The 18,820-nt window shown below is 68.1% G+C and carries 25 protein-coding genes and 1 tRNA gene; 19 read left to right on the top strand and 7 right to left on the bottom strand.

What is annotated here, in order from left to right:
- Positions 1–99: 99 nt before the first annotated feature.
- Both Tbon_RS12280 and Tbon_RS12275 read left to right on the top strand, forming a co-directional pair.
- A complete protein-coding gene (locus tag Tbon_RS12280) occupies positions 100–1,026 on the top strand; it encodes an alpha/beta fold hydrolase (protein WP_158067968.1) in 927 nt (308 codons plus the stop codon).
- Positions 1,023–1,670, top strand: coding sequence for an alpha/beta hydrolase (locus Tbon_RS12275; RefSeq protein WP_158067967.1), 648 nt, complete (start codon positions 1,023–1,025; stop codon positions 1,668–1,670). The genes Tbon_RS12280 and Tbon_RS12275 overlap by 4 nt, the downstream gene beginning before the upstream one ends.
- Before the next feature lie 83 nt (positions 1,671–1,753).
- Here the strand turns inward: Tbon_RS12275 and Tbon_RS12270 are convergent, their stop codons facing one another.
- Entirely contained in the window at positions 1,754–1,966 is a 213-nt protein-coding gene (locus tag Tbon_RS12270; RefSeq protein ID WP_098504180.1) for a large ribosomal subunit protein bL28, read from the bottom strand.
- Between the two features lie 86 nt (positions 1,967–2,052).
- On the opposite strand from Tbon_RS12270, the gene Tbon_RS12265 reads away from it, so the two are divergent.
- The 8 genes from Tbon_RS12265 to Tbon_RS14000 all read left to right on the top strand — a co-directional run bounded on the left by Tbon_RS12265 (position 2,053) and on the right by Tbon_RS14000 (position 8,057).
- The gene (locus tag Tbon_RS12265; RefSeq protein WP_158067966.1) at positions 2,053–3,687 is read left to right on the top strand and encodes a DAK2 domain-containing protein; all 1,635 of its coding nucleotides are present in this window, start codon (positions 2,053–2,055) and stop codon (positions 3,685–3,687) included.
- The gene (locus Tbon_RS12260; RefSeq protein ID WP_158067965.1) at positions 3,684–4,052 is read left to right on the top strand and encodes a plastocyanin/azurin family copper-binding protein; all 369 of its coding nucleotides are present in this window, start codon (positions 3,684–3,686) and stop codon (positions 4,050–4,052) included. The genes Tbon_RS12265 and Tbon_RS12260 overlap by 4 nt, the downstream gene beginning before the upstream one ends.
- A gap of 107 nt (positions 4,053–4,159) precedes the next feature.
- Positions 4,160–4,363 carry a response regulator transcription factor gene (locus Tbon_RS12255; protein ID WP_158067964.1) on the top strand — a complete coding sequence of 68 codons (204 nt, stop codon included), beginning with the start codon at positions 4,160–4,162 and terminating at the stop codon, positions 4,361–4,363.
- 454 nt (positions 4,364–4,817) lie between these two features.
- Positions 4,818–5,744 (top strand): hypothetical protein, encoded by a 927-nt coding sequence (locus Tbon_RS12250; protein ID WP_158067963.1) that lies wholly within the window; start codon positions 4,818–4,820, stop codon positions 5,742–5,744.
- 220 nt (positions 5,745–5,964) lie between these two features.
- Complete coding sequence (locus tag Tbon_RS12245) at positions 5,965–6,168, top strand: response regulator transcription factor (RefSeq protein WP_158067962.1); 204 nt, start codon at positions 5,965–5,967, stop codon at positions 6,166–6,168.
- Between the two features lie 111 nt (positions 6,169–6,279).
- A complete protein-coding gene (locus tag Tbon_RS12240; RefSeq protein ID WP_158067961.1) occupies positions 6,280–6,819 on the top strand; it encodes a hypothetical protein in 540 nt (179 codons plus the stop codon).
- A gap of 262 nt (positions 6,820–7,081) precedes the next feature.
- Positions 7,082–7,624 (top strand): hypothetical protein, encoded by a 543-nt coding sequence (locus Tbon_RS12235; RefSeq protein ID WP_192497970.1) that lies wholly within the window; start codon positions 7,082–7,084, stop codon positions 7,622–7,624.
- A 274-nt stretch (positions 7,625–7,898) separates the two neighbouring features.
- Positions 7,899–8,057 (top strand): hypothetical protein, encoded by a 159-nt coding sequence (locus Tbon_RS14000; protein ID WP_192497969.1) that lies wholly within the window; start codon positions 7,899–7,901, stop codon positions 8,055–8,057.
- 13 nt (positions 8,058–8,070) lie between these two features.
- On the opposite strand, the gene Tbon_RS12230 is transcribed toward Tbon_RS14000, so the two are convergent.
- Entirely contained in the window at positions 8,071–8,664 is a 594-nt protein-coding gene (locus tag Tbon_RS12230) for a sulfite oxidase-like oxidoreductase (protein WP_158067959.1), read from the bottom strand.
- 112 nt (positions 8,665–8,776) lie between these two features.
- On the opposite strand from Tbon_RS12230, the gene lspA reads away from it, so the two are divergent.
- The 4 genes from lspA (at position 8,777) to Tbon_RS12210 (ending at position 11,817) form a co-directional block, all read left to right on the top strand.
- Positions 8,777–9,289 carry a signal peptidase II gene (gene lspA, locus Tbon_RS12225; protein ID WP_158067958.1) on the top strand — a complete coding sequence of 171 codons (513 nt, stop codon included), beginning with the start codon at positions 8,777–8,779 and terminating at the stop codon, positions 9,287–9,289.
- Positions 9,241–10,224, top strand: a complete 984-nt coding sequence (locus tag Tbon_RS12220; RefSeq protein ID WP_192497968.1) for an RluA family pseudouridine synthase — start codon at positions 9,241–9,243, stop codon at positions 10,222–10,224. The genes lspA and Tbon_RS12220 overlap by 49 nt, the downstream gene beginning before the upstream one ends.
- Positions 10,221–11,693, top strand: coding sequence for a glutamate--tRNA ligase (gene gltX / locus Tbon_RS12215; protein ID WP_158067956.1), 1,473 nt, complete (start codon positions 10,221–10,223; stop codon positions 11,691–11,693). Before Tbon_RS12220 ends, gltX begins: the two co-directional genes overlap by 4 nt.
- Before the next feature lie 50 nt (positions 11,694–11,743).
- Positions 11,744–11,817, top strand: a tRNA-Gln gene (locus tag Tbon_RS12210).
- A gap of 105 nt (positions 11,818–11,922) precedes the next feature.
- On the opposite strand, the gene Tbon_RS12205 is transcribed toward Tbon_RS12210, so the two are convergent.
- A complete protein-coding gene (locus tag Tbon_RS12205; RefSeq protein ID WP_192497967.1) occupies positions 11,923–12,732 on the bottom strand; it encodes an enoyl-CoA hydratase/isomerase family protein in 810 nt (269 codons plus the stop codon).
- On the opposite strand from Tbon_RS12205, the gene Tbon_RS12200 reads away from it, so the two are divergent.
- Together Tbon_RS12200 and Tbon_RS12195 are read left to right on the top strand one after the other, a co-directional pair.
- Positions 12,731–13,138 (top strand): DUF3293 domain-containing protein, encoded by a 408-nt coding sequence (locus tag Tbon_RS12200; protein WP_192497966.1) that lies wholly within the window; start codon positions 12,731–12,733, stop codon positions 13,136–13,138. The genes Tbon_RS12205 and Tbon_RS12200 overlap by 2 nt on opposite strands.
- A gap of 94 nt (positions 13,139–13,232) precedes the next feature.
- Positions 13,233–14,897, top strand: a complete 1,665-nt coding sequence (locus Tbon_RS12195) for an MDR family MFS transporter (RefSeq protein ID WP_158067954.1) — start codon at positions 13,233–13,235, stop codon at positions 14,895–14,897.
- A 93-nt stretch (positions 14,898–14,990) separates the two neighbouring features.
- On the opposite strand, the gene rplS is transcribed toward Tbon_RS12195, so the two are convergent.
- The 3 genes from rplS to dut form a co-directional block, all read right to left on the bottom strand.
- Positions 14,991–15,338, bottom strand: coding sequence for a 50S ribosomal protein L19 (rplS, locus tag Tbon_RS12190; protein ID WP_098504193.1), 348 nt, complete (start codon positions 15,336–15,338; stop codon positions 14,991–14,993).
- Between the two features lie 73 nt (positions 15,339–15,411).
- Positions 15,412–15,786, bottom strand: a complete 375-nt coding sequence (crcB, locus tag Tbon_RS12185; RefSeq protein WP_158067953.1) for a fluoride efflux transporter CrcB — start codon at positions 15,784–15,786, stop codon at positions 15,412–15,414.
- Positions 15,783–16,217 carry a dUTP diphosphatase gene (gene dut / locus Tbon_RS12180; RefSeq protein ID WP_158067952.1) on the bottom strand — a complete coding sequence of 145 codons (435 nt, stop codon included), beginning with the start codon at positions 16,215–16,217 and terminating at the stop codon, positions 15,783–15,785. The genes crcB and dut overlap by 4 nt, the downstream gene beginning before the upstream one ends.
- 68 nt (positions 16,218–16,285) lie before the next feature.
- Between dut and Tbon_RS12175 the strand changes: the two genes are divergently transcribed.
- The 3 genes from Tbon_RS12175 (at position 16,286) to Tbon_RS12165 (ending at position 18,028) form a co-directional block, all read left to right on the top strand.
- The gene (locus Tbon_RS12175) at positions 16,286–16,570 is read left to right on the top strand and encodes a type II toxin-antitoxin system Phd/YefM family antitoxin (RefSeq protein WP_158067951.1); all 285 of its coding nucleotides are present in this window, start codon (positions 16,286–16,288) and stop codon (positions 16,568–16,570) included.
- Positions 16,570–16,989, top strand: coding sequence for a type II toxin-antitoxin system VapC family toxin (locus tag Tbon_RS12170; RefSeq protein WP_158067950.1), 420 nt, complete (start codon positions 16,570–16,572; stop codon positions 16,987–16,989). The genes Tbon_RS12175 and Tbon_RS12170 overlap by 1 nt, the downstream gene beginning before the upstream one ends.
- 97 nt (positions 16,990–17,086) lie before the next feature.
- Positions 17,087–18,028 carry an intradiol ring-cleavage dioxygenase gene (locus Tbon_RS12165; RefSeq protein ID WP_158067949.1) on the top strand — a complete coding sequence of 314 codons (942 nt, stop codon included), beginning with the start codon at positions 17,087–17,089 and terminating at the stop codon, positions 18,026–18,028.
- A gap of 25 nt (positions 18,029–18,053) precedes the next feature.
- Here the strand turns inward: Tbon_RS12165 and cofE are convergent, their stop codons facing one another.
- Positions 18,054–18,806, bottom strand: coding sequence for a coenzyme F420-0:L-glutamate ligase (cofE, locus tag Tbon_RS12160; protein WP_225734627.1), 753 nt, complete (start codon positions 18,804–18,806; stop codon positions 18,054–18,056).
- Positions 18,807–18,820: the final 14 nt, after the last annotated feature.

The raw sequence follows: 18,820 nt of genomic DNA, 5'->3' as shown, positions 1-18,820 counted from the left end.
CACAACGCCGGCGGGCGGGATGCTCGAATCGTGCGTTGCGCCCGGGACGTTCTCCCGGGCTCTCTGCTCTCTCACGACGCCCCAAGGAAGGTGAACGACATGACCGCACCGGTCATCGATGAGCCGCGCTTTCTGAGCTACCCCGGCGCGCGGCGCCCCGACCGCCATCGCTGGGTGGACTCCTACGGCGTGCGGCTGCACGTGTGCGAATGGGGAGATGCCGATGGGCCGCCGCTGTTCCTCGTCCACGGGGGTTCCGACTTCGCCGGGACGTTCGATGTGTTCGCTCCGCTGCTTGCGGATGCCGGCTGGCGGGTGATTTCGTGGGACCACCGCGGCCACGGCGATTCGGACCATGCGGCCCTCTACAGCTGGGACGCCGACGTCCGGGATGCGCTGTCCGTGCTCGATTCGACCACGCCCGACGCGGTACCGGTAGTGGCGCACTCGAAGGGCGGCGGCATGATGCTCCAGCTGGCTGAGGCGCTGCCGTACCGACTTTCGAAACTGGTGGTCATCGACGGGCTGCCGAGCCGGGACCCGGCCCCGGATGTATCGGACCACGAGCACCGGCGGTTCACCCAGAAGACGCTGGCGGACTGGCTGGATCATCGGCGGGCGGCGCACATCACCCTGCGCAAGCCGGGGACGCTGGAGGAGCTGGCCCGCCGGCGCAAGCGGATGAACCCGCGGCTGCCGGACGACTGGCTGCGCTACCTGGTGACGATCGGGGCCCGGCGGGACCCTGACGGGTGGCGGTGGAAGCTCGACCCGGCGATCCGTTTCGGCGGCTTCGGGCCATGGAGCCCGGAGTGGTCGCTGCACCGGCTGAAGGAGCTGCGTGTGCCCCTGCTGGGCCTGACCGCAACGGTCGAGGAGGAGATGGGCTGGGGCACGAACCACCGGGCGCTCCTCCCGTACCTGCCGCCGCAGGCGGAGATTATCCCGTTCGAGAACACGGGTCATTTCATCCACATCGAGCACCCCCACCGGGTGGCCGAGCTGGTGCTGGAGTTTCTTCGATGACCGTGTTCCTGCAGCACAACCGGGTGAAGCTGGCGCTCCACACCCTGCGCGAGGGTTCCGGCCCACGGCTCCTGCTGCTGCATGCGCTGGGGGAGCGCTCCCCGGCCGGGGTGCCGGGCAGCCTTTCTGCGTGGCCGGGCGCCGTGTACGCGCTGGACTTCACGGGGCATGGGGCATCGACAGTGCCCTCGGGCGGGGGCTACACCGCTGAAGTGCTGATGGGTGACGCCGATGTGGCCCTGGCTGCCATCGGGCCGGCGACCATCGTGGGACGGGGGCTCGGCGGATACATCGGGCTCCTGCTCGCCGGCGCACGCCCGCGGGAAGTGCGCGGTGTGGCCATCCTTGACGGGCCGGGCCTTGCGGGCGGCGGCGACCGGCCTGGGCCGGCCGTCGTACGCGGCGTCCCGGGCGCGCACGCAGCGCCCGACCCCTTCGCGCTGGTCGAACTCGGGTCGGACCTCCGGCCGCGGGAGTACGTGCGGCGGTTTGCGGAGCTCGCGACGGCCGAGTGCCCGGTACCGAACCCTGTCGCGGTGTGCGCGCGGCAGCGGCCCGCCTGGCTCCAGGCGGTGCTCGAGGTTCCAGGCGTCGTCGAGGAGGAGCTGGCGTCAGCGCTTCATCGGTTTGCCGCGGCCGGCTAGCCAGAGCAGGGCGTTCGCGGAGACATGAGTTCGGCCGGCTCCCCAGGGAGCCGGCCGTTCGGCGCGGGGCGCTGCGCGGTCCGCTAGACGGACTTGGTCATGGTCTTCAGGCAGCGCGTGCAGATGTTGACGCGGAGCGAGGCGCCGCCGAAGAAGATGCGGTGCTTGTGCACGTTGGGTCGGAACGTCCGCGACTTCTTGGTCGCCTTGCGCTCCCAGCGGCCGCCGTGGGTGTGGCGGATGTGCCGGCCGAACTGGGTGGTCTTGCCGCAGACGTCGCATGCTCCACTGGCCATGCGTGATGCTTCCTTCCGTGGCAGAATCGAACTCTCATGCTAGCACCGGGATTCGATAGCGGCCAAACCGGGCCGGGTGGCAGCGCGTGAGCGGCGGCGGGAGCCCGGTGCTCCGGGTGGATGGCGATGGGCTGCGGGCGCTCTTCGAAGCGGGGGCTGCGGCCGTTGCCGCGGCGGCACCGGCAATCAACGCCATCAACGTGTACCCGGTGCCGGACGGCGACACAGGCTCGAACATGGCGGCTACGCTCCGGGAGGCGGCGGCCGCCGCGAGGGAGGTCCCGGGCGGGAGCAGCGCAGCCGCGGTGGCCGAGGCAGCGGCGCGCGGCGCGCTGTACGGGGCGCGCGGGAATTCCGGCGTCATCCTCTCGCAGGCGTTGCGGGGATTCGCCCGGGGGGTTGCGGGCGCGGCAGAACTCGACGCTGCGCGGCTTGCCGCCGGACTGCTGGCCGCGGCCGAGGCCGCATATGCCGCCGTCAGCCGACCGCAGGAGGGGACGATGCTGACGGTGCTGCGCGAAGCGGCGCAGGCGGCGCAGGCCGCCGCCGTACGGATGCCCGGCGAGGGCGCAGGGCTCCCGTGCCTCGCGGTGCTGGAAGCTGCCGTTGCTGCCGCGCGGGAGGCCGAGGAGCGGACCATCGACCAGCTGGAGTCGCTGCGGCAAGCCGGGGTGCCCGACGCCGGGGGAGAAGGCGTGTGCGTCCTGCTCGGGGGGATGCTCGCGCGGTTGAAGGGCGAGGAGCTGCAGCTGGAGGAGTTCGGCGCGGGCGGCCACGCAATGGAGTTCGCCGCCGCGCACGCGGGCGATACGTACGGCTATTGCACCGAGTTCGTGCTCGAGCCGTTGGGCGGCGTCGTACTTGATCTTGCGCGCGTCAGGGCGCTGGCCGAGGAGCTGGGACAGAGCGTGGTGGTGGTGGGCGACGAGCGGCTGGCGCGAGTGCACGTCCACACAGAGCAGCCGGAGGCCCTGCTCGCAGCGATGGCAGGGCTGGGCCGGCCCGAGCGGGTAAAGGTCGACGACATGGACGCCCAGCGCGCGCGGTTCCAAACGGCCGGGAGCGGCGCGACCCCTGCCGTGGGCCTGCTGGCCTTGAGCCGCGGGACCGGCTTCGACCGGCTGTTCGAGAGCCTCGGCGCGCGGGTGGTGGACCTTGGGGTGGTTGAAAAGCCGGCAGCGGGCAACATCGCACATGCGGCCGAGGCGATGGGTACGGCCGACGTCATCGTGCTCCCGAACCACAAGAACGTGCTGCTCGCCGCCGAGCAGGCGGCGCAGCTCGCACGGTGCACCCTGCACATCGTACCCACGACAACCCTCCCGCAGGGGGTCGCAGCGGCGCTGATGTTCGACCCCGCAGGCCGGGCGGCGGAACTCGTCAGCCGGATGGCCGAAGCCGCGAAGTCCGTTCGAACGGTCGAGGTGACGCGCGCAGCGGCGTCGCGGGCGGCGGATGGCGTCCGCGTGGAGGCGGGCCAGGCGATCGCGGTGGTTGATGGCCGGCTCAAAGCGGCCCGGGCGACGCTCGAGGACGCGCTGGTCGAAGGCCTTGCGGCGGCAGGGGCCGGCGCGGGCAAGCTCGTAACCGTTTACGTGGGGGAAGGCGGGGAGGCCGGGCTTGCGGGTGATGCGGTACGCCAGCGGTTCCCCGGCGCAGAGGTGGAGGTCATCGACGGGGGGCAGCCGCTGTACCCGTACATCGCATCGGTGGAGTCATGAGGGGGCGGATCGCCGCCATCGCCGTTTGCCTGGCAGTCTTGGGGAGCGCCTGCAGCGGCGGAGCGGGTGCGCCGGAGGCGACGCCGACGAAACCGGGCGCGCTTCCGGCGAACCTGACGACGATCACCGTGACCGACTTCCGCTTTCAGCCGCGCAGCCTGCAGGTACCGGTCGGCACGCGGGTGACCTGGAGCTTCCGCGGGAAGGTGAGTCACCGGGTCATGGGCGCCTTCGCGGGCGAGGCGGTTGATTCCGGTGAACTGCGGAGCGGCAACTTCGAGTTCGAGTTCATGGAGCCCGGCGTCTTCGCGTACACCTGCGGGGTGCACGGCGCGGCAATGTCCGGGCAGGTCATCGTCCGGTAGCGCGTCCCGGTACCGGTCGATTCTTTCATCCTTGTGATAGCAGTCGCCTGCGATCTGTGGTATACCTTCCCCGGCACTCCGGGAGCGGAGCGGCCGGAGGTAACGGGATGCACCAGGGGCAACTCAGCCCGCGGGAGCGCGACGTGGCGAGGCTCGTGGCCTGCGGGATGACGAACGCGGAGATCGCACGCTCGCTCGGATTGAGCGCGTCCACCGTGAAGCACTACGTCGAGTCCGCCATGCGCAAGGCCGGCGTGACGAACCGTGTGGCACTGGCGATGTGGCTGCGCGACCGGGAGGGGGCCGGATGACCCCGGCCGATCGGCGGGGGCCAAAGAGCCGTATTGCGGGGCGAGCCTCACCTCGACTAGCGTCTCTGCAGCAACAGAATTGCGTCCGGTGCACCGGGGCCGGACCTGGTGCGAACGCGAGCATGGAACAGTTCGCACTGGTGCAACGTTGCATCTACCGGGTACGTGCCCGACCAACCGCCGGGGCCGCGCAGCCGGGCGCGGCCGCTCTCGACATGAAGCTGATCGCTGGAGGCTCCCGTGTCCGCCCTTGCGTTTGTCTTGCTCGCGTTTCTGCTCTTTGCCGTTCTGGTTGTCGGCGGGGTCCTGCTCGGACCAGTGGGCGCCGTTGAGCTGTTCGTGGTCCTCGTCTTGAGCATCATCTTCAGCTTCGTCGGCACGTGGGCCTGGACGGTTCGGAGACGGTCCGGTACACCGCCGACGGCCGGGTAAGGCCAGGAAAGGAGCAGGAACCATGCGAACCCTCATCCTGGCGAGCGTTTCACTGCTGATATTTGCTGCGCGCCTTGCGCCGGCTGCAGCCCAGGCGCCCGCGCCGAGCATCCGCGCTTCGTTTCCAGTTAGCGTCGTCGGAAGAGATGCTGCGATGAACGTCGTCGGCAACCTCCCGGCCTCCTGTGCAGGTCGGGAGGTCGAGGTCGGGCTCTTCATCCGCGACCGCGGCGACCCGAAGGTGATCACGCCGTTCGAACCCTCGAACACCGCTAGAACGAACGCCGCAGTATCAACCGCCGGGACATTTTCGGTATCATTCCCGCTCCCTCGGGAGCTGCCGGATGGCCCCACCCGGGTGTGGCCGGGAGTCCGGGGCGATTGCGTCGACGCTCCCGTCGTCGATGATTCGCTCGGTGTCGAGCTGGCGGTCCTCGACCCGGTGCGCAATCCCGGCCGCACATCGACGGTCCTCCTGTCATCGGAAGCGCTGGCGAGCGTCTCGAACGGGCCAGACAGGGCCTCTCTCGGGGCCTTCCTCGGTTCTGTCGAGGTGCGTGCGGACGGCGAGCGTTGCACAGGGGTCGCGACTGATGGCGTATCGGCAGGCTCGCCGCCGCTCGCTTTGCGACTCGGCGAGGCGGGCCAGCCGGCGGCGTGCTCGAGGGCCGGAGCCCGGCTGACGTTCTACAACAGCCGCGGCCAGCGGCTCTTCGTGGAAATGGAACTGATCCCCGGGGTTACGCGGTTGCTGGACAACTTTGCGGCCGCGCCTCCCGGAACGGGTGACCCATCGCCGGTCGGCGCCGCGCCCAACCCGCCTGCAACCGGCCAGCTTCCTGGCGACGAATCACGTAGGTCCACGCCCCTGGGTATCGCAGGCGCCGGACTCGTCGCGCTGGCAGCACTGCTGGGCGCCCTGGGGTTTGCAGTTCGCCACAGAGCCTGAACGAGGGGCCCGCGCAGCGGAATTCAGCCGCCCCCCCCAACGGCGGGGATCAGCTGGCATTGGCCGATGGGTCCGGGTTGGCATCCCCGTGCCCTTCTTGCTCTCGTCCGCTGCGGTCGCGGCCAATCGCCCACGATTAACCTCCAGTGATGGAAGCGGCCCCGGATTTGTGCTATTACATCCCCGGGCACTCCGGGAGCGGAGCGGCCGGAGGTGAACGATGCACCAGGCGCAACTCAGCCCGCGGGAGCGCGAAGTGGCCGGGCTCGTGGCCCGCGGCATGACCAACGCGGAAATCGCCCGCTCGCTCGGATTGAGCGCGTCCACCGTGAAGCACTACGTCGAGTCCGCCATGCGCAAGGCTGGCGTGACGAACCGTGTCTCGCTTGCCATTTGGCTGCGCGAGCAGGAGGGGGCCGGATGACCCCGGCCGATCGGCGGGGGCCAAAGAGCCGTATTGCGGGGAGAGCGGGCTTCACCCAATCTGTTGGCGGCAGTTGCAAGACTGACTTCACACGTGAAGGGAGACATGACTATGTCCTTGATAGAGACCTTCTCCCGCATCAAAGCAGGACGCCGCTGCCGTGAAGGTGCGGCCCTCCCAATTGCAGCTGCGGTGGCCGTAGCTCTGGCACTGTCGGGCATACTTGCATCCGCAGATGCTCCTATAGACCAAACTTTCGGTATGTACAGCTATTTGCAAGGCTGTAATACTGCTATTGATCCAGTATCAATCGTATTTACCAATGGCAATGGATTTCACGATCATGTCTTCCAACATGCTAAACGATCTGATCATGGCGGCTATGAAGAGCGCTCAGGAGGTCAGTATTTTTGGGACAACGGAGGTTGCACGACGAGCGATGACTCGGCGGCAAGTAATAACGGATATCTCAGAGACAGGTATCATTTTCGTTATGAGGTTGCACCAACAACCAATGGCGGGCAGGCCTATGCCGCTACTCCACATTTCGACGACTTCGACGCAAATTATGGCACACATTGCGTATGGTACCATGGATTCATCGACGGCAGATCTGATGTAATATACCGGTGGATAAGCGACGGAGGATAGCACAATCCTCCGCACTGGTGATATTGGGGTAACGATTTAGCGATCGCAAAGTGCGGCGGTGCGCTTGCCTGAAATTGGGACGGATACGTCGCCTACATCAACATGGTGGGAAATGATGCCTATTAATGGACACATAAATCTGAAATTCGTACGACCTTTTTCGGTATTCATCTTGATCGGGTTGCTGGCAGCAGGGGGTTTCGCAGCCTCGATCGTGTGGGCGGGTCAGGGCGAAAAGCCTGCTCCCGGGAGGACCTACCGGGTGGCCGACCCGGCGAATTCCCACCCGGGGGTCCTCGATCGCGGGGCGGTGGAGGTCGCACGCACATGGGACAAGGCAAGAGTCCTCTGGCTGGGAGAGCAGTTCCAGGGGCTCAACCTCACGAAGGCTCAGACCGTCGAGTATGTCCTCCGCGCTGAGATGACCGGGGAGAAGGAGGACCGACTCGCCAGCTCGCTGTACCTCATCTACGGCGAGTGCACCCCGCTTGACACCGGAGATGGGCCGAGCTGCGTTCCTCCGCTCCAGGTGATCGTGCGCACCCCGAACGCCCTACCTCAACCCGAGGCGATCCAGCGACAGGCTGGGTTCTCAACTCCTTACCGCGTGCGGGGCGTGCCGGCGATGGACCTCCAAACAGCTACGACGCTTTGGATGCCCGATGGAACAACGGTCACCGTCCATGCCGATCCGGACGTGCGGGTCGCAGCCGTGCAGGCACTCATGTCAGCTAACCACGCCGCGCTGGGGATGGGCGAGGTGAAATCTGGCGACGACCTGGCCAGCTTAGGCAGGCCCCGCTGAAGACGGAGCTGGGGCCGCATCATTTTGTTGAGCGGCCCCGCCTCGCGCGTCGGGCATGAATCGCAGCCATTCTCTCTCAGCTCTGTTCTCAGCTCTGCTCGGAGTCCTGGTTCAGGGAATCTGGCTGCTGCCGTGGCCCCTGCCGGATGGGCAACTCCAGAGCGCCGCGAGCTTAGCCGGACCGGCGGTGCTCTTCTTCGTCGGCGTCTTCACGGTCTGGAAGTGGCGTCGGTGTGGCTCGCTGGCGCCCTTTCTTGGCGGTAGCCTCGGTACGATGCTGCTCTGGGCCATCGTGTTGGTCCGGAACGACGCCGACGAAGTCGGCGTGCCGGGAGCGATGATGGAGGGCGTGGTTGTCGGCGCGCTGTACGCCTCTCTCGGCGGCGCGCCGTTCCTGATTACTGCACGTTTGCGATCAAGGGCTCGATCCTGACTGCCGCCGGCAACTACGCGTAGCGCTGCTCTTTCCAGGGGTCGCCGTAGATGTGGTAGCCGTAGGTCTCCCAGAAGCCCGGCCGGTCGCGGTCCAGAAACTGGATGCCGCCGACCCATTTCGCGCTCTTCCAGAAGTAGAGATGGGGGACGACCAGCCGCATCGGCCAGCCGTGCTCTTTCGTCAGGGGCTGGCCGTTGTGGGAGTGGGCGAAAAGGACGCCTTCACGCAACAGGTCTTCGAGCGGCAGGTTGGTCGTGTAGCCGCCGTAGCAGTGAATCATTGCGTACTTCGCTTCGGGCTTCAGCCGGATGGCATCGTAGAGCGCGCGGAACGGCACACCCTCCCAGGTGTTGTCGAACTTGCTCCAGGTTGTGACGCAGTGGATATCGCTCGTGTCGGTCACCTGGCCGAGGGCGTTGAACTCCTCCCAGGTGAACGACTTCTCTTCTTCGACGAGCCCCCAGACGTGGAAGCGCCAGGTTTCGAGGTCGATGCGCGGGATGCTGCCGTAGTGGAGGACCGGCCACCCGGTGGTGAGGTGCTGGCCGGGCGGGAGCCGGAGTTTCCCGTCGGGGCGGAGCTCTTTCGACGCCGGGGTGGACATGCGCGGTTCCTCCGCTGCGAATGAGGGGTCACCTGTCAGCGTAGCCGGTGGCGATCGAGGCCGGCAAGACACCGTGCCGACCATTCGGGTTCGGGCAGGTACACTGGTGGTGATGGAAGACGTCCGCGCACAGGGCCGCAGCGGGCCGCGCCTGCGGGTGGCCCGGCGGGATGGCTGGTTCCTGCTGCTCGCAGCCGCCATCGTGGGGGTCGACCAGCTGACGAAGTGGGTGGTCCGGGCGAGTATTGAGCAGGGCGACGCGGTCGAGGTGCTGCCGTTCTTCCGCATCGTCCACGTGACGAATACGGGCGCAGCGTTCGGGATGCTCCAGGGCGCGGGCCCGCTGTTGATTGTTGCGAGCCTTGCGGGCCTGGCAGCCATCGTGGTCTACCTGTTCAACCCAGGGTTCGCGCACCCGGTGGTGCGGCTGGGGCTGGCCTGTATGCTCGGCGGCGCGGTGGGAAACCTGATCGACCGGGTCGCCGAAGGCCGCGTGGTCGACTTCCTGAAGGTGCCGCACTGGCCGGCGTTCAATGTGGCCGACTCGGCAATCAGCATCGGGGTGGTGATTCTCCTGTGGAGCATGCTGTTCCAGGACACGGAACGGGACAGGTCGTCGAGCTGACGGCGCCGCGCAGCGGCAGGCTCGACGCGGTGCTCGCGGCAGCGCTTGAAGACCTGTCGCGGTCGCGGGTTCAGCGCCTCATCGAGCGGGGCATGGTCCGCGTGAACGGGGCGGTGGCGCGGAAGTCGGCGGTCGTGGCCGAGGGGGATGCGGTGGTCGTCGTCATCGAGGCAGGCACCCGGGCGTCGGAGGCGGTGGACTTCGACCTGCCGGTGGTGTACGAGGACGAGCTGCTGGCCGCCATCGACAAGCCGGCGGGGCTGGCGGTGCACGGGGCGCCCGGCGATACCGCACCTTCGGTCGCCGCATGGTGGCTGGCACGGCTCGGGCCCGCGAGCGCGGCGTTCGAACCCGGCGTTGAGCGCCCCGGGGTTGTACACAGGCTCGACAAGGAGACCAGCGGCGTGATGGTGCTGGCGAAGACGCCCGCGGCGCAGGCGGCGCTCAGCCGGGCGTTCGAAGCGCGGAATGCGAAGAAGACCTACCTCGCGGTGGTTGACGGCGTCCCGGCGCAGCCGCGGGCCGTGATTGATGCTCCAATCGACCGCGATCCGCGCGACCGGACCCGGATGGCGGTCACCACGCGCGGCCGTTCGGCGCGCACGGAGTACATCGTCATCGCGAGCGACGGGAGGCGCAGCCTGCTCGAGGTGCACCCGGAAACCGGGCGCACGCACCAGATCCGCGTGCACCTCGCGGCGATCGGCACCCCAGTAGCGAACGATGCGGTGTACGGCACGGCGGAACCGGGGAGCCGCCAGCTGCTGCATGCGTACCGGCTGGAGCTGCCGCACCCGGCCGGCGGCCGCCTGATTGCAGCTGCTCCGCCTCCGACGGACCTGCTCGCGGCGATTCGCGCCATCGCAGGGGAGGCGGTAGCCTCTCGGTACGCGGCGGTTCCTCCGCCGACCATCGAGCGAGGCGAGGCTTCGTGACCGACCGACCAGTCCGCACGCGCTATGCGCCAAGTCCCACGGGCAATCCGCACATCGGCAATATCCGCTCGGCACTCTTCAGCTGGGCGTACGCCCGGTCGCGCGGGGGGAAGTTCCTGCTGCGGATCGAAGACACGGACCGCAACCGGTACGTTGAGGGCGCAGTTGAGGCGATCATGGAGAGCCTGCGCTGGCTCGGCATCGACTGGGACGAGGGACCCGACATCGGCGGCCCGCACGGGCCGTACTTCCAGTCGCAGCGGCTCGGCCTCTACCGGCAGGCGGCAGACCGGCTGATCGAGCTGGGCCGGGCCTACCCGTGCTTCTGCACGCCCGAGCGGCTTGATGCGTTGCGGGCGGCACAGGCCGCGGCAAAACAGCCTCCCGGCTACGACGGGCTGTGCCGCAGCATCCCGAAAGCGGAGGCGGCCGAGCGGGCGGCGAAGGAGCCGCACGTGGTCCGGTTTGCGATGCGGCGGGAGGGAGTCACCGTCCTGGAGGACGTCATCCGGGGCGAGGTCGTGTTCGAGAACGCGCTCCAGGACGACTTCGTCATCCTGAAGTCGGACGGCTTTCCGACCTACCACCTCGCGGTCGTCGTCGACGACACGGCGATGGAGATCAGCCACTGCATCCGCGGGGACGAGTGGATTTCGAGCGCGCCGAAACACATCCAGCTGTACGAAGCGCTTGGCTGGACGCCGCCGGCGTGGGCGCATCTGCCGCTCATCCTCGGCCCGGACCACAAAAAGCTGAGCAAACGCTCGGGCGACACCGCTCTGCTGGATTACCGCGACCACGGCTATCTGCCGGAGGCGATGGTCAATTTCCTCGCGCTGCTCGGCTGGTCGCTGGATGACCACACGACCATCCTAGGCATTGAGGAGCTGAAGCGGCACTTCGACCTTGCGCGGGTGGTGCCGAACCCGGCCGTGTTCGATATCGAGCGGCTGAACTACCTGAACGGGCATTACATCCGGGCGATGGACGAGGAGCGCTGGGTTGCGCTGGTGGGAGAGTGGGCCGACCGGGGCCTGCCGCCATCGATTCCGCGGCCGCTCGACCCGGCGGTGATCCGCGCAGCGGCGCCGCTGCTGCGCGAGCGGGTGACCCGGCTGGACGAGATTGCGGGCATGGTCGCCTTCCTGTTCACGTACGATGCGCCGGAGTACGACCTCGCTCTCCTCACTGACCGGGTGGGCGATGCGGCGACGGCGGTGCGGGTGCTGGACGAAGCGCTCGTCCGGCTCGATGCCATCAGCGACCACGACTGGGCAACGCCGGCGATCGAGGCGGCGCTTCGCGAGCTGGAGGAGCCGCTCGGGATGAAACTGCGGAAGTTCATCCCGGTGCTGTACGTCGCGGTGATGGGGCGGCCGACCGGCATTCCGCTGTTCGATTCGCTTGCGATTCTCGGGCGGGAGCGGGCGCTGGCGCGGCTGCGGGCGGCGCGCGCACGGCTCGGATAGGCCGAAACCTTGGCGCAGGAGCGCACGGGTTGGTAATCTGGAGGCCGCGCTGGGGATTCGTCTAAGGGTAGGACAGCAGACTCTGGATCTGTATGTGGGGGTTCGAATCCTCCATCCCCAGCCAGAACCACCATGCGGCGGCGCCCGCGCGGTGGATGGCGGTATCGATCGGCATTTCGGATGCGAGGCCCCGGGACAACCGGGGCCTCGCCGCTCCCAGGCGCGGACGTCAGGCGTCGCGCCAGGCGGGGTCGCGCTTTTCGAACCAGGCCTGCCGGGCCTCGCGGGCGTCCTGGGTCTGGCTGGCGAGGATCTGGTTCCGGTTTTCGAGCTTGAGCGCCGTTTGCAGGCTGATGCCGTTGACGGTTTCGTTGAGGACCTGCTTGGTGAGGCGGAGGCCGAGCGGGCTTGCGCGGCGGACAATCCCGTCGGCGATGGCGAGGGCAGCGGGGATGAGGTCGTCGGGCTCGACGATGCGGGTGATGAGGCCCATTTCGAGCGCCTCCTGGGCCTCGACGATGCGGCCGGAGTAGAGCATGTCGGCCGCGTGGGCCATGCCGACGATTTTCGGCAGGAAGTACGAGGAGCCGACATCGGCTCCCCCGAGGCCGAGGTTGAGGTAGGAGCAGGCGAACCGCGCGTTCGCGGTCCCGATGCGCATGTCGCTCGCGAGGGCGATGGAGAGGCCGCCGCCCGTGGCGGGGCCGTTGACTGCAGCGATCAGCGCCTGGGGGCAGTCGCGCATCTTGACCATGAGGTCGGCGATGTCTTCCTGGAAGGCCAGGGAATCCTGGACAGGGCCGACGCCGGGCTGCCAGGGGCCCTGCTCGGGGCCCGCCTTCAAGTCGAGGCCGGCACAGAAGCCGCGCCCGGCGCCGGTGATGACGATGACGCGCGTGCCGTAGTCGCGGTGACGCGCGTCGAAGAAGGCGCGGAGGGCGCGGAGCATGGCGTGGTCGATGGCGTTGAGGCGCTCGGGCCGGTTCAGGGTGAGAATGCCGATGGGACCGCGTGAATCGAAGTGCAGGGGCGTTTCCATGACCGGGGATTCTACCGGCCGGGCGCCAGACCCGGAGCTGGAAGCGGTGTACGGCTCGGCGGTGTACGACGTTGAGCTGCCGGGCGGCCGGGTGACATTCCGCATCGGCGAGGGCGTGCCGGGGGCTCCCGGGCCGTTCGCCATCATCACGGCGTGGAACCCCGGCCACGAACGGCCGCCGCTGGAGGTGAACGAGGCGCGGAATGCAGCGCTGAGGTCGGCGATTGCGCGGCGCGGATGGACCTGGAGCGCAGCCGAGGGCCGCTCGCCTGACGGTACCCACCGGGAGCCGTCGTTCGCGGTCTGGGATGCGCCGCTGGACGAGGTGCTGGCGCTGGCGCGGGAGTTCGGGCAGGCGGCCGTCGCCTGGTTCGACGGCGAGCGGGCCCGGCTCGCGTGGTGCTGACCCGGGGCAGCGACTTCCCCAATTGTTTGGTCAGCGCGAACTATGTACGCTCGGGTGAACGCTTCACGCTGACGTGAGCGTAGGAGGGAGACAGATGCCCGCACCCGCAGCCCAGCAGCCGCTGGCGGAGCGGCTCAACCCGCGGCAGAAGTGGCTCCTGCTCGGGAGTCTGATGGTCTCGCTCTTCATTGGAGCGCTGGACCAGACGGTGGTCTCGACCGCCACGCCCCGCATCCTGGCCGACCTCGGCGGGTTCACGCTCCTCTCGTGGCTGTTCACGAGCTACATGCTGACTTCGACGGTAGTGATCCCGCTTGTCGGCAAGCTGGGCGACATCTACGGGCGGAAGCTGTTCCTCATCGGCGGGGTGTTCCTGTTTATGGTTGCTTCCGCGGCCTGCGGCGCAGCCCCGAACATGCCGGTGCTGATCTGGATGCGTGCGCTGCAGGGGCTCGGCGGGGGCATGATTTTCGCCTCGGTGTTCGCGACGATGGGCGACCTGTTCGCGCCGGCAGAGCGCGGCAAGTACATCGGGCTGTTCACCGGGGTGTTCAGCCTGGCGAGCGTCGTTGGGCCGACCTTCGGCGGGTTCCTGACGGACACGTTCAGCTGGCGATGGGTGTTCTACATCAACATCCCGGTCGGGCTGGTCGCTATCCCGGCCATCTGGCTGAACCTGCCGGCGAAAGTCCGCAGCGGTTCGCCGAAGCTCGATTTCCTCGGCGCGGGGCTGCTCTCGGCGGCCTCGGTCATGACGCTCCTCGCGCTGGTCTGGGCGGGCGACAAGTACGCGTGGGATTCGCCGCAGATCATCGGTCTGCTGGGCGGCTCAGCAGTGCTGCTGGTGCTGTTCGTGCTGCAGGAGCTGCGGCACCCCGAGCCGACGCTCCCGCTCCACCTGTTCCGCAACCGGGTGTTCGTGCTGTCGAACCTGGTGGTGTTCACGTTCGGGTTCGGCGTGTTCGGGGCGTTCCAGTTCCTCGGTATTTATGTCCAGACCGCGCTCGGGGCATCGGCAACGGCGTCGGGGGTGATCACCACGCCGCAGAGCCTCGGGGTGCTGGTCACCAGCGTCATTGGCGGGCAGCTGATCGCCCGGACGGGCAAGTACAAGTGGCAGACATTCTTCGGTACGGTGCTGATCGCTGCAGCGCTCGGCCGGCTCACGCAGGTGAGCCTCGACACTCAGCTGTGGCAGATCAGCGCGACGATGGTCGTGCTCGGCCTTGGTTTCGGGCTGGTGCTGCCGACGATGTCGCTGGTGGTGCAGAACGCGGTGAGCTACCAGTACATCGGCGTGGCGAGTTCGTCGAGCCAGTTCTTCCGCCAGATTGGGAGTGTGCTCGGCATCGCGGTCTTCGGGGCGATCCTCGCGAACACGTACCACGCAGAGTTTTCGGACCGGCTGACGGCGGAGGAGAAGGCCACGCTGGGCCCGGCGCTCGTTCAGCAGCTGGATGACCCGACGATCCGCCTGAACGGGGCGGTCTACGCGCGCATCGAGCAGGCGATCCGGGCGATGCCGGACGGCGACAACCTGCTCGACCGCACGCGGACGGCACAGGGCGAAGGCGTCGTCATCGCGGTCCGGCACATCTACTGGGGGGCAGTCGCAGCGGCGATCCTCTGTGCAGTGCTGGCGTTCCTGATGCCGGAGCTGCCGCTGCGCCGGACCGTTACCGGGGGGCCTCCCGGCGAACCGGGGCGCGAGGCTGCTCCCGGCGGGCCGGTGCCGGTTCCCGGCGCATTCGGCGACTGACCCTCAACTGCCGGGCGGCGCCGCGCTACCGGCAGACACCGCGCGGCCCGGGCCAGATTGCCCGGGCCGCGTTCGCGTGCTGCTGCGGGAGGGCTAGCGCTTCTCTTTGATGCGGGCGGCTTTCCCGGTGAGGCCGCGGAGGTAGTAGAGGTTCTTGCGGCGCACCTTGCCGCGGCGCACCACTTCGATCTTGTCGACGCGCGGGCTGTAGAGGGGGAACGTGCGCTCGACGCCGACCTGGCCGGCCGCGATTTTGCGGACGGTGAAGTTGGACGAGAGCCCCTTATTGCGCTTGCGGATGACCACGCCTTCGAAGACCTGGATCCGCTCCCGGTTGCCTTCGATGACCTTGGCGTGGACGCGGACAGTGTCGCCGCTGTTGAATTCAGGGCGCTCGACGGGCGCCGCGTTGGGCACGAGCGTATCGAGTTCGTAGGACATGGTGAGAGAACCCCGGTGGAGGTAACCAAATCAGGATACTTCTCCGACGGCTACGTTCCAGCCCGGCAGCGCCTCAGCTGATCGCCCGGGCGACGGCCGCCCCGGCCCACACTGCGAGAATCCCAACCCCGAGCGAGAGACCGGCGTAGGCGGCGGCGGTCAGCGGCTCTGAGACCTTCACGAGGTCGTAGGTCTCCCAGCCGAAGGCCGAGAAGGTGGTATAGCTGCCGAGGAAGCCGGTGACAAGGAAGAGGCGCGCTTCGCGGGAGAGCGAGCCGCGCTCGGCGAAGAACTCGAGCAGGAGCCCGATGATGAAGCAGCCGGTCACGTTCACGACAAAGGTGCCGAGCGGGAAGTTTCCCCAGGGCCCGGGTTTGAACTGGCTCCCGACGAGGTAGCGGAGCGGTGCCCCGATGACAGCCCCGAGGATGATGTAGAGATAGCTCACCGGCCGGTGCTCCCATGGCCGCTGACGCCGCGGGCCGTCGGCGCCAGGTCATCGGCGAGTTCGAATCGGGCTGGCGCGAGCCAGGTGAAGACGAGCTGAGCGATCCGGTCGCCGGGCTGGACGACGTGCTCGATGCCGGGGGCGATCGTGTACATCGTCACCAGCAGTTCGCCGCGGTAGTCGGCATCGATGGTGCCGAAGGTGCAAAGGACGCCGTTGCGGGCGAGGCCGCTGCGCGGCCGGACCTGGGCATCGACGCCGGGCGGGATTTCGAGGGCGATACCGGTTGGCACCAGCACGGGGCGGTTGCCGATGGAAACGGGACCGGTGATGCAGGCTGAGAGATCGAACCCGGAAGCGAGTTCAGTAGCGCGGGTGGGGACGCGCGCGCCGTCGCGGAGGAGTTTGACCCGGACCGTCGCGGTCTCCACGAGCCGATAGTACCAGCGCGCGGAGGCAGCGTCAGGGGCGCTTGACTGGCACCGTTTGGGTGGCCACCATGTGGCCACGAACGGCGATGACGATTCGCACGATTGGCGTCCGGCAGCTCAAGAACGAAGCGACCCAGGTGGTCCGCGCCGTGCGGGAGGAGCGGGTCGTGTACGTGATCACCGTCAACGGCAGCCCGGTGGCAACGCTGCGGCCGTTCTCGGAGCGTGATATTGCGGGCGTTGAGCGGGGCGAGGCCCAGGCTGAGATTGCGGCGATCGAGCGGCTGGCTGCCGCGGTCGGCGCTGCGTGGCTGACGATGCCGACGCTCCCCGGCTCCGGGGGGGAACGCTGATGGCAACGCTCGACGCGAGCGTCTTCGTCTCGCTCTTCAACGCACGGGACCGACAGCACGAGACGACGGTTGCGTGGCTGCGCGAGGCGCTGGCGGAGGGGGAACCGCTCCGGGCGCCGGTCATTGCACTGGCGGAGGTTTCGGCGGCGATTGCCGCCGGGACCGGGGACAAACACCTCGCCCGGGAGGTGGAGCAGCAGCTGCGGGCCTCGCCGCTCTTCGAGTTCCTGCCGGTCGCATTGCCGCTGGCCGACCGGGCGGCGGCGCTCGCGGCCGAACACCAGCTGCGCGGGAGCGATGCGCTGTACTTTGCCGTCGCGGAGACGCTGGGCGACCGGCTGGTCACGCTGAACCCGCGGCAGCTGCAGCGGGCCGGTCAGGTGGTGGAGACGATGCGGCCACGGCCGGTCCAGCAGTAAGCTGACGACCTTTACCGGCTTATGGCTCCATGTATGCGGAGATAGGCAGTGCCGAAAACGTTTTCGGCACCAACTGCCAGGGAAGGAGCTCCCCGCAATGCGGTACCGCGTTTCACGCATCCCCGAGCACCGCCACGAAGACAACGACATCAACAACCGCGGGCTGCAGTTCGACCTCGCGACCCTGCAGGCGCAGCTCAGCCGGCGAAATACGCTGAGGCTGTTTGGAGGCGTCGCGGCGTTTGCGCTCGTCGGATGCAGCGATGGTGACCGCGCCGGGGAGCCCGGCAACCGGCAGCCGACATCGGGCGGGAGCGTCCCGGCAGCGGTCACGGATGCTACGGAAACAGCCCCGCCTGCAGGACCAACCAGTGCGATTTCCCCCATCCCAACAGAGGCAGCAACGCCGGCCTCGGCGTGCAATGGAACAATCCCGCAGGAGACGGCGGGGCCATTCCCGGGGAATGGCGCGAATGGCCCCAACGTTCTAACGGAGAGCGGCATCGTCCGGAAGGACATCCGGTCAAGTCTTGGGATATCGACGACGCAGGCGCAGGGGGTGCCGCTTCTTGTCAGACTCACGCTCGTCGACACAAGAGACGGCTGCCGTCCGCTGGCCGGGTACGCGGTGTACCTGTGGCACTGCGACCGGGAGGGGCGGTATTCGATGTATTCGCTGCCGAACGAGAGTTACCTTCGCGGGGTGCAGGCGTCCGATCCGGCCGGCGTCGTGACGTTCCAGACGATCTTTCCGGGCTGCTATCCCGGCCGCTGGCCGCATATCCACTTCGAGGTCTATCCCGGACTGGAGAAGGCGACGTCGGCTGCGAACAAGATTGCGACATCGCAGCTCGCCTTCCCCGGAGAAGTTTGCGAAGACGTGTATGGGACCAGTGGCTACGAGCAGAGCCGGCAGAACCTGTCCCGGGTTTCGCTGCAGACCGACGGGATCTTCCGGGACGGATGGCAGCTGCAGCTGGCAGAGATGTCGGGCGACCGGGCTCGCGGGTACACGGCCAGCCTCGTGGTCGGACTGTAGCCCGGCCGCCGCGGCAACGGAGGAGTCAGCGGAAGAGGTCGCGCTCGGATTCGCGGATGATGAGCTGCATCGTGGCCTGGTCATCCCGCTCCCACGGCAGGCCGCGGACCACGGCAGCCGGGACGCGGGAGAGGTTGCCCTTCACAAGTTCCGCTGCGCCAGCGATTTCATCGGCGGTGCAGAGCGCCTGGACGCGGAACTCGTGGCCGTGGGGGTCGACCTGGCCGATGTAGCTGGTGATGGGGTGCATGCCGGCGATGCCGATGGCGACGTCGGTCTGGCCTTCGCGCCACGGCCGCCCGAAGGTATCGGAGATGATGACGGCCACATCGATGCCCCGCTCGCGAAGGCCGCCGCGGATGCGGCGCGCGCTGGCGTCGGGGTCTTCGGGCAGGAGGACGGCCCGGCCGTGACCGCCGGAGGAGGACTGGTCGACCCCGGAATTGGCGCAGACAAATCCGTGGCGCGTTTCGGTGATCAGCACGGGGCCGACCTGCCGCACCACCCGGCGGGCCTCGCGGAGGACCAGCTCCACCACAGCGGGGTCTTTCTCCCAGCGCTCGGCGTACTGCCGAGCGAAGGGTGAAACGTCAACGGTAGCGAGGTCGACGACCCGGCCCTCGGCCTTGGAGACGATTTTCGACGTCACGACGAGGATATCGCCGCTGGCGAGGGGCCGGCCCGCGGCAGCGGCGGCGTCGAAAATGACGGCGGCGAGGTCGGTCCCGGGCACAATTTCCGGGAGGCCGGGGATGCCGAAGATTTCAATCGAACTCACGGTTCCACCTCCGG

This window comes from Tepidiforma bonchosmolovskayae (genome assembly GCF_008838325.1).
Classification (GTDB): Bacteria; Chloroflexota; Dehalococcoidia; order Tepidiformales; family Tepidiformaceae; genus Tepidiforma; species Tepidiforma bonchosmolovskayae.
This window is presented reverse-complemented; position numbering and strand designations above follow the sequence as displayed.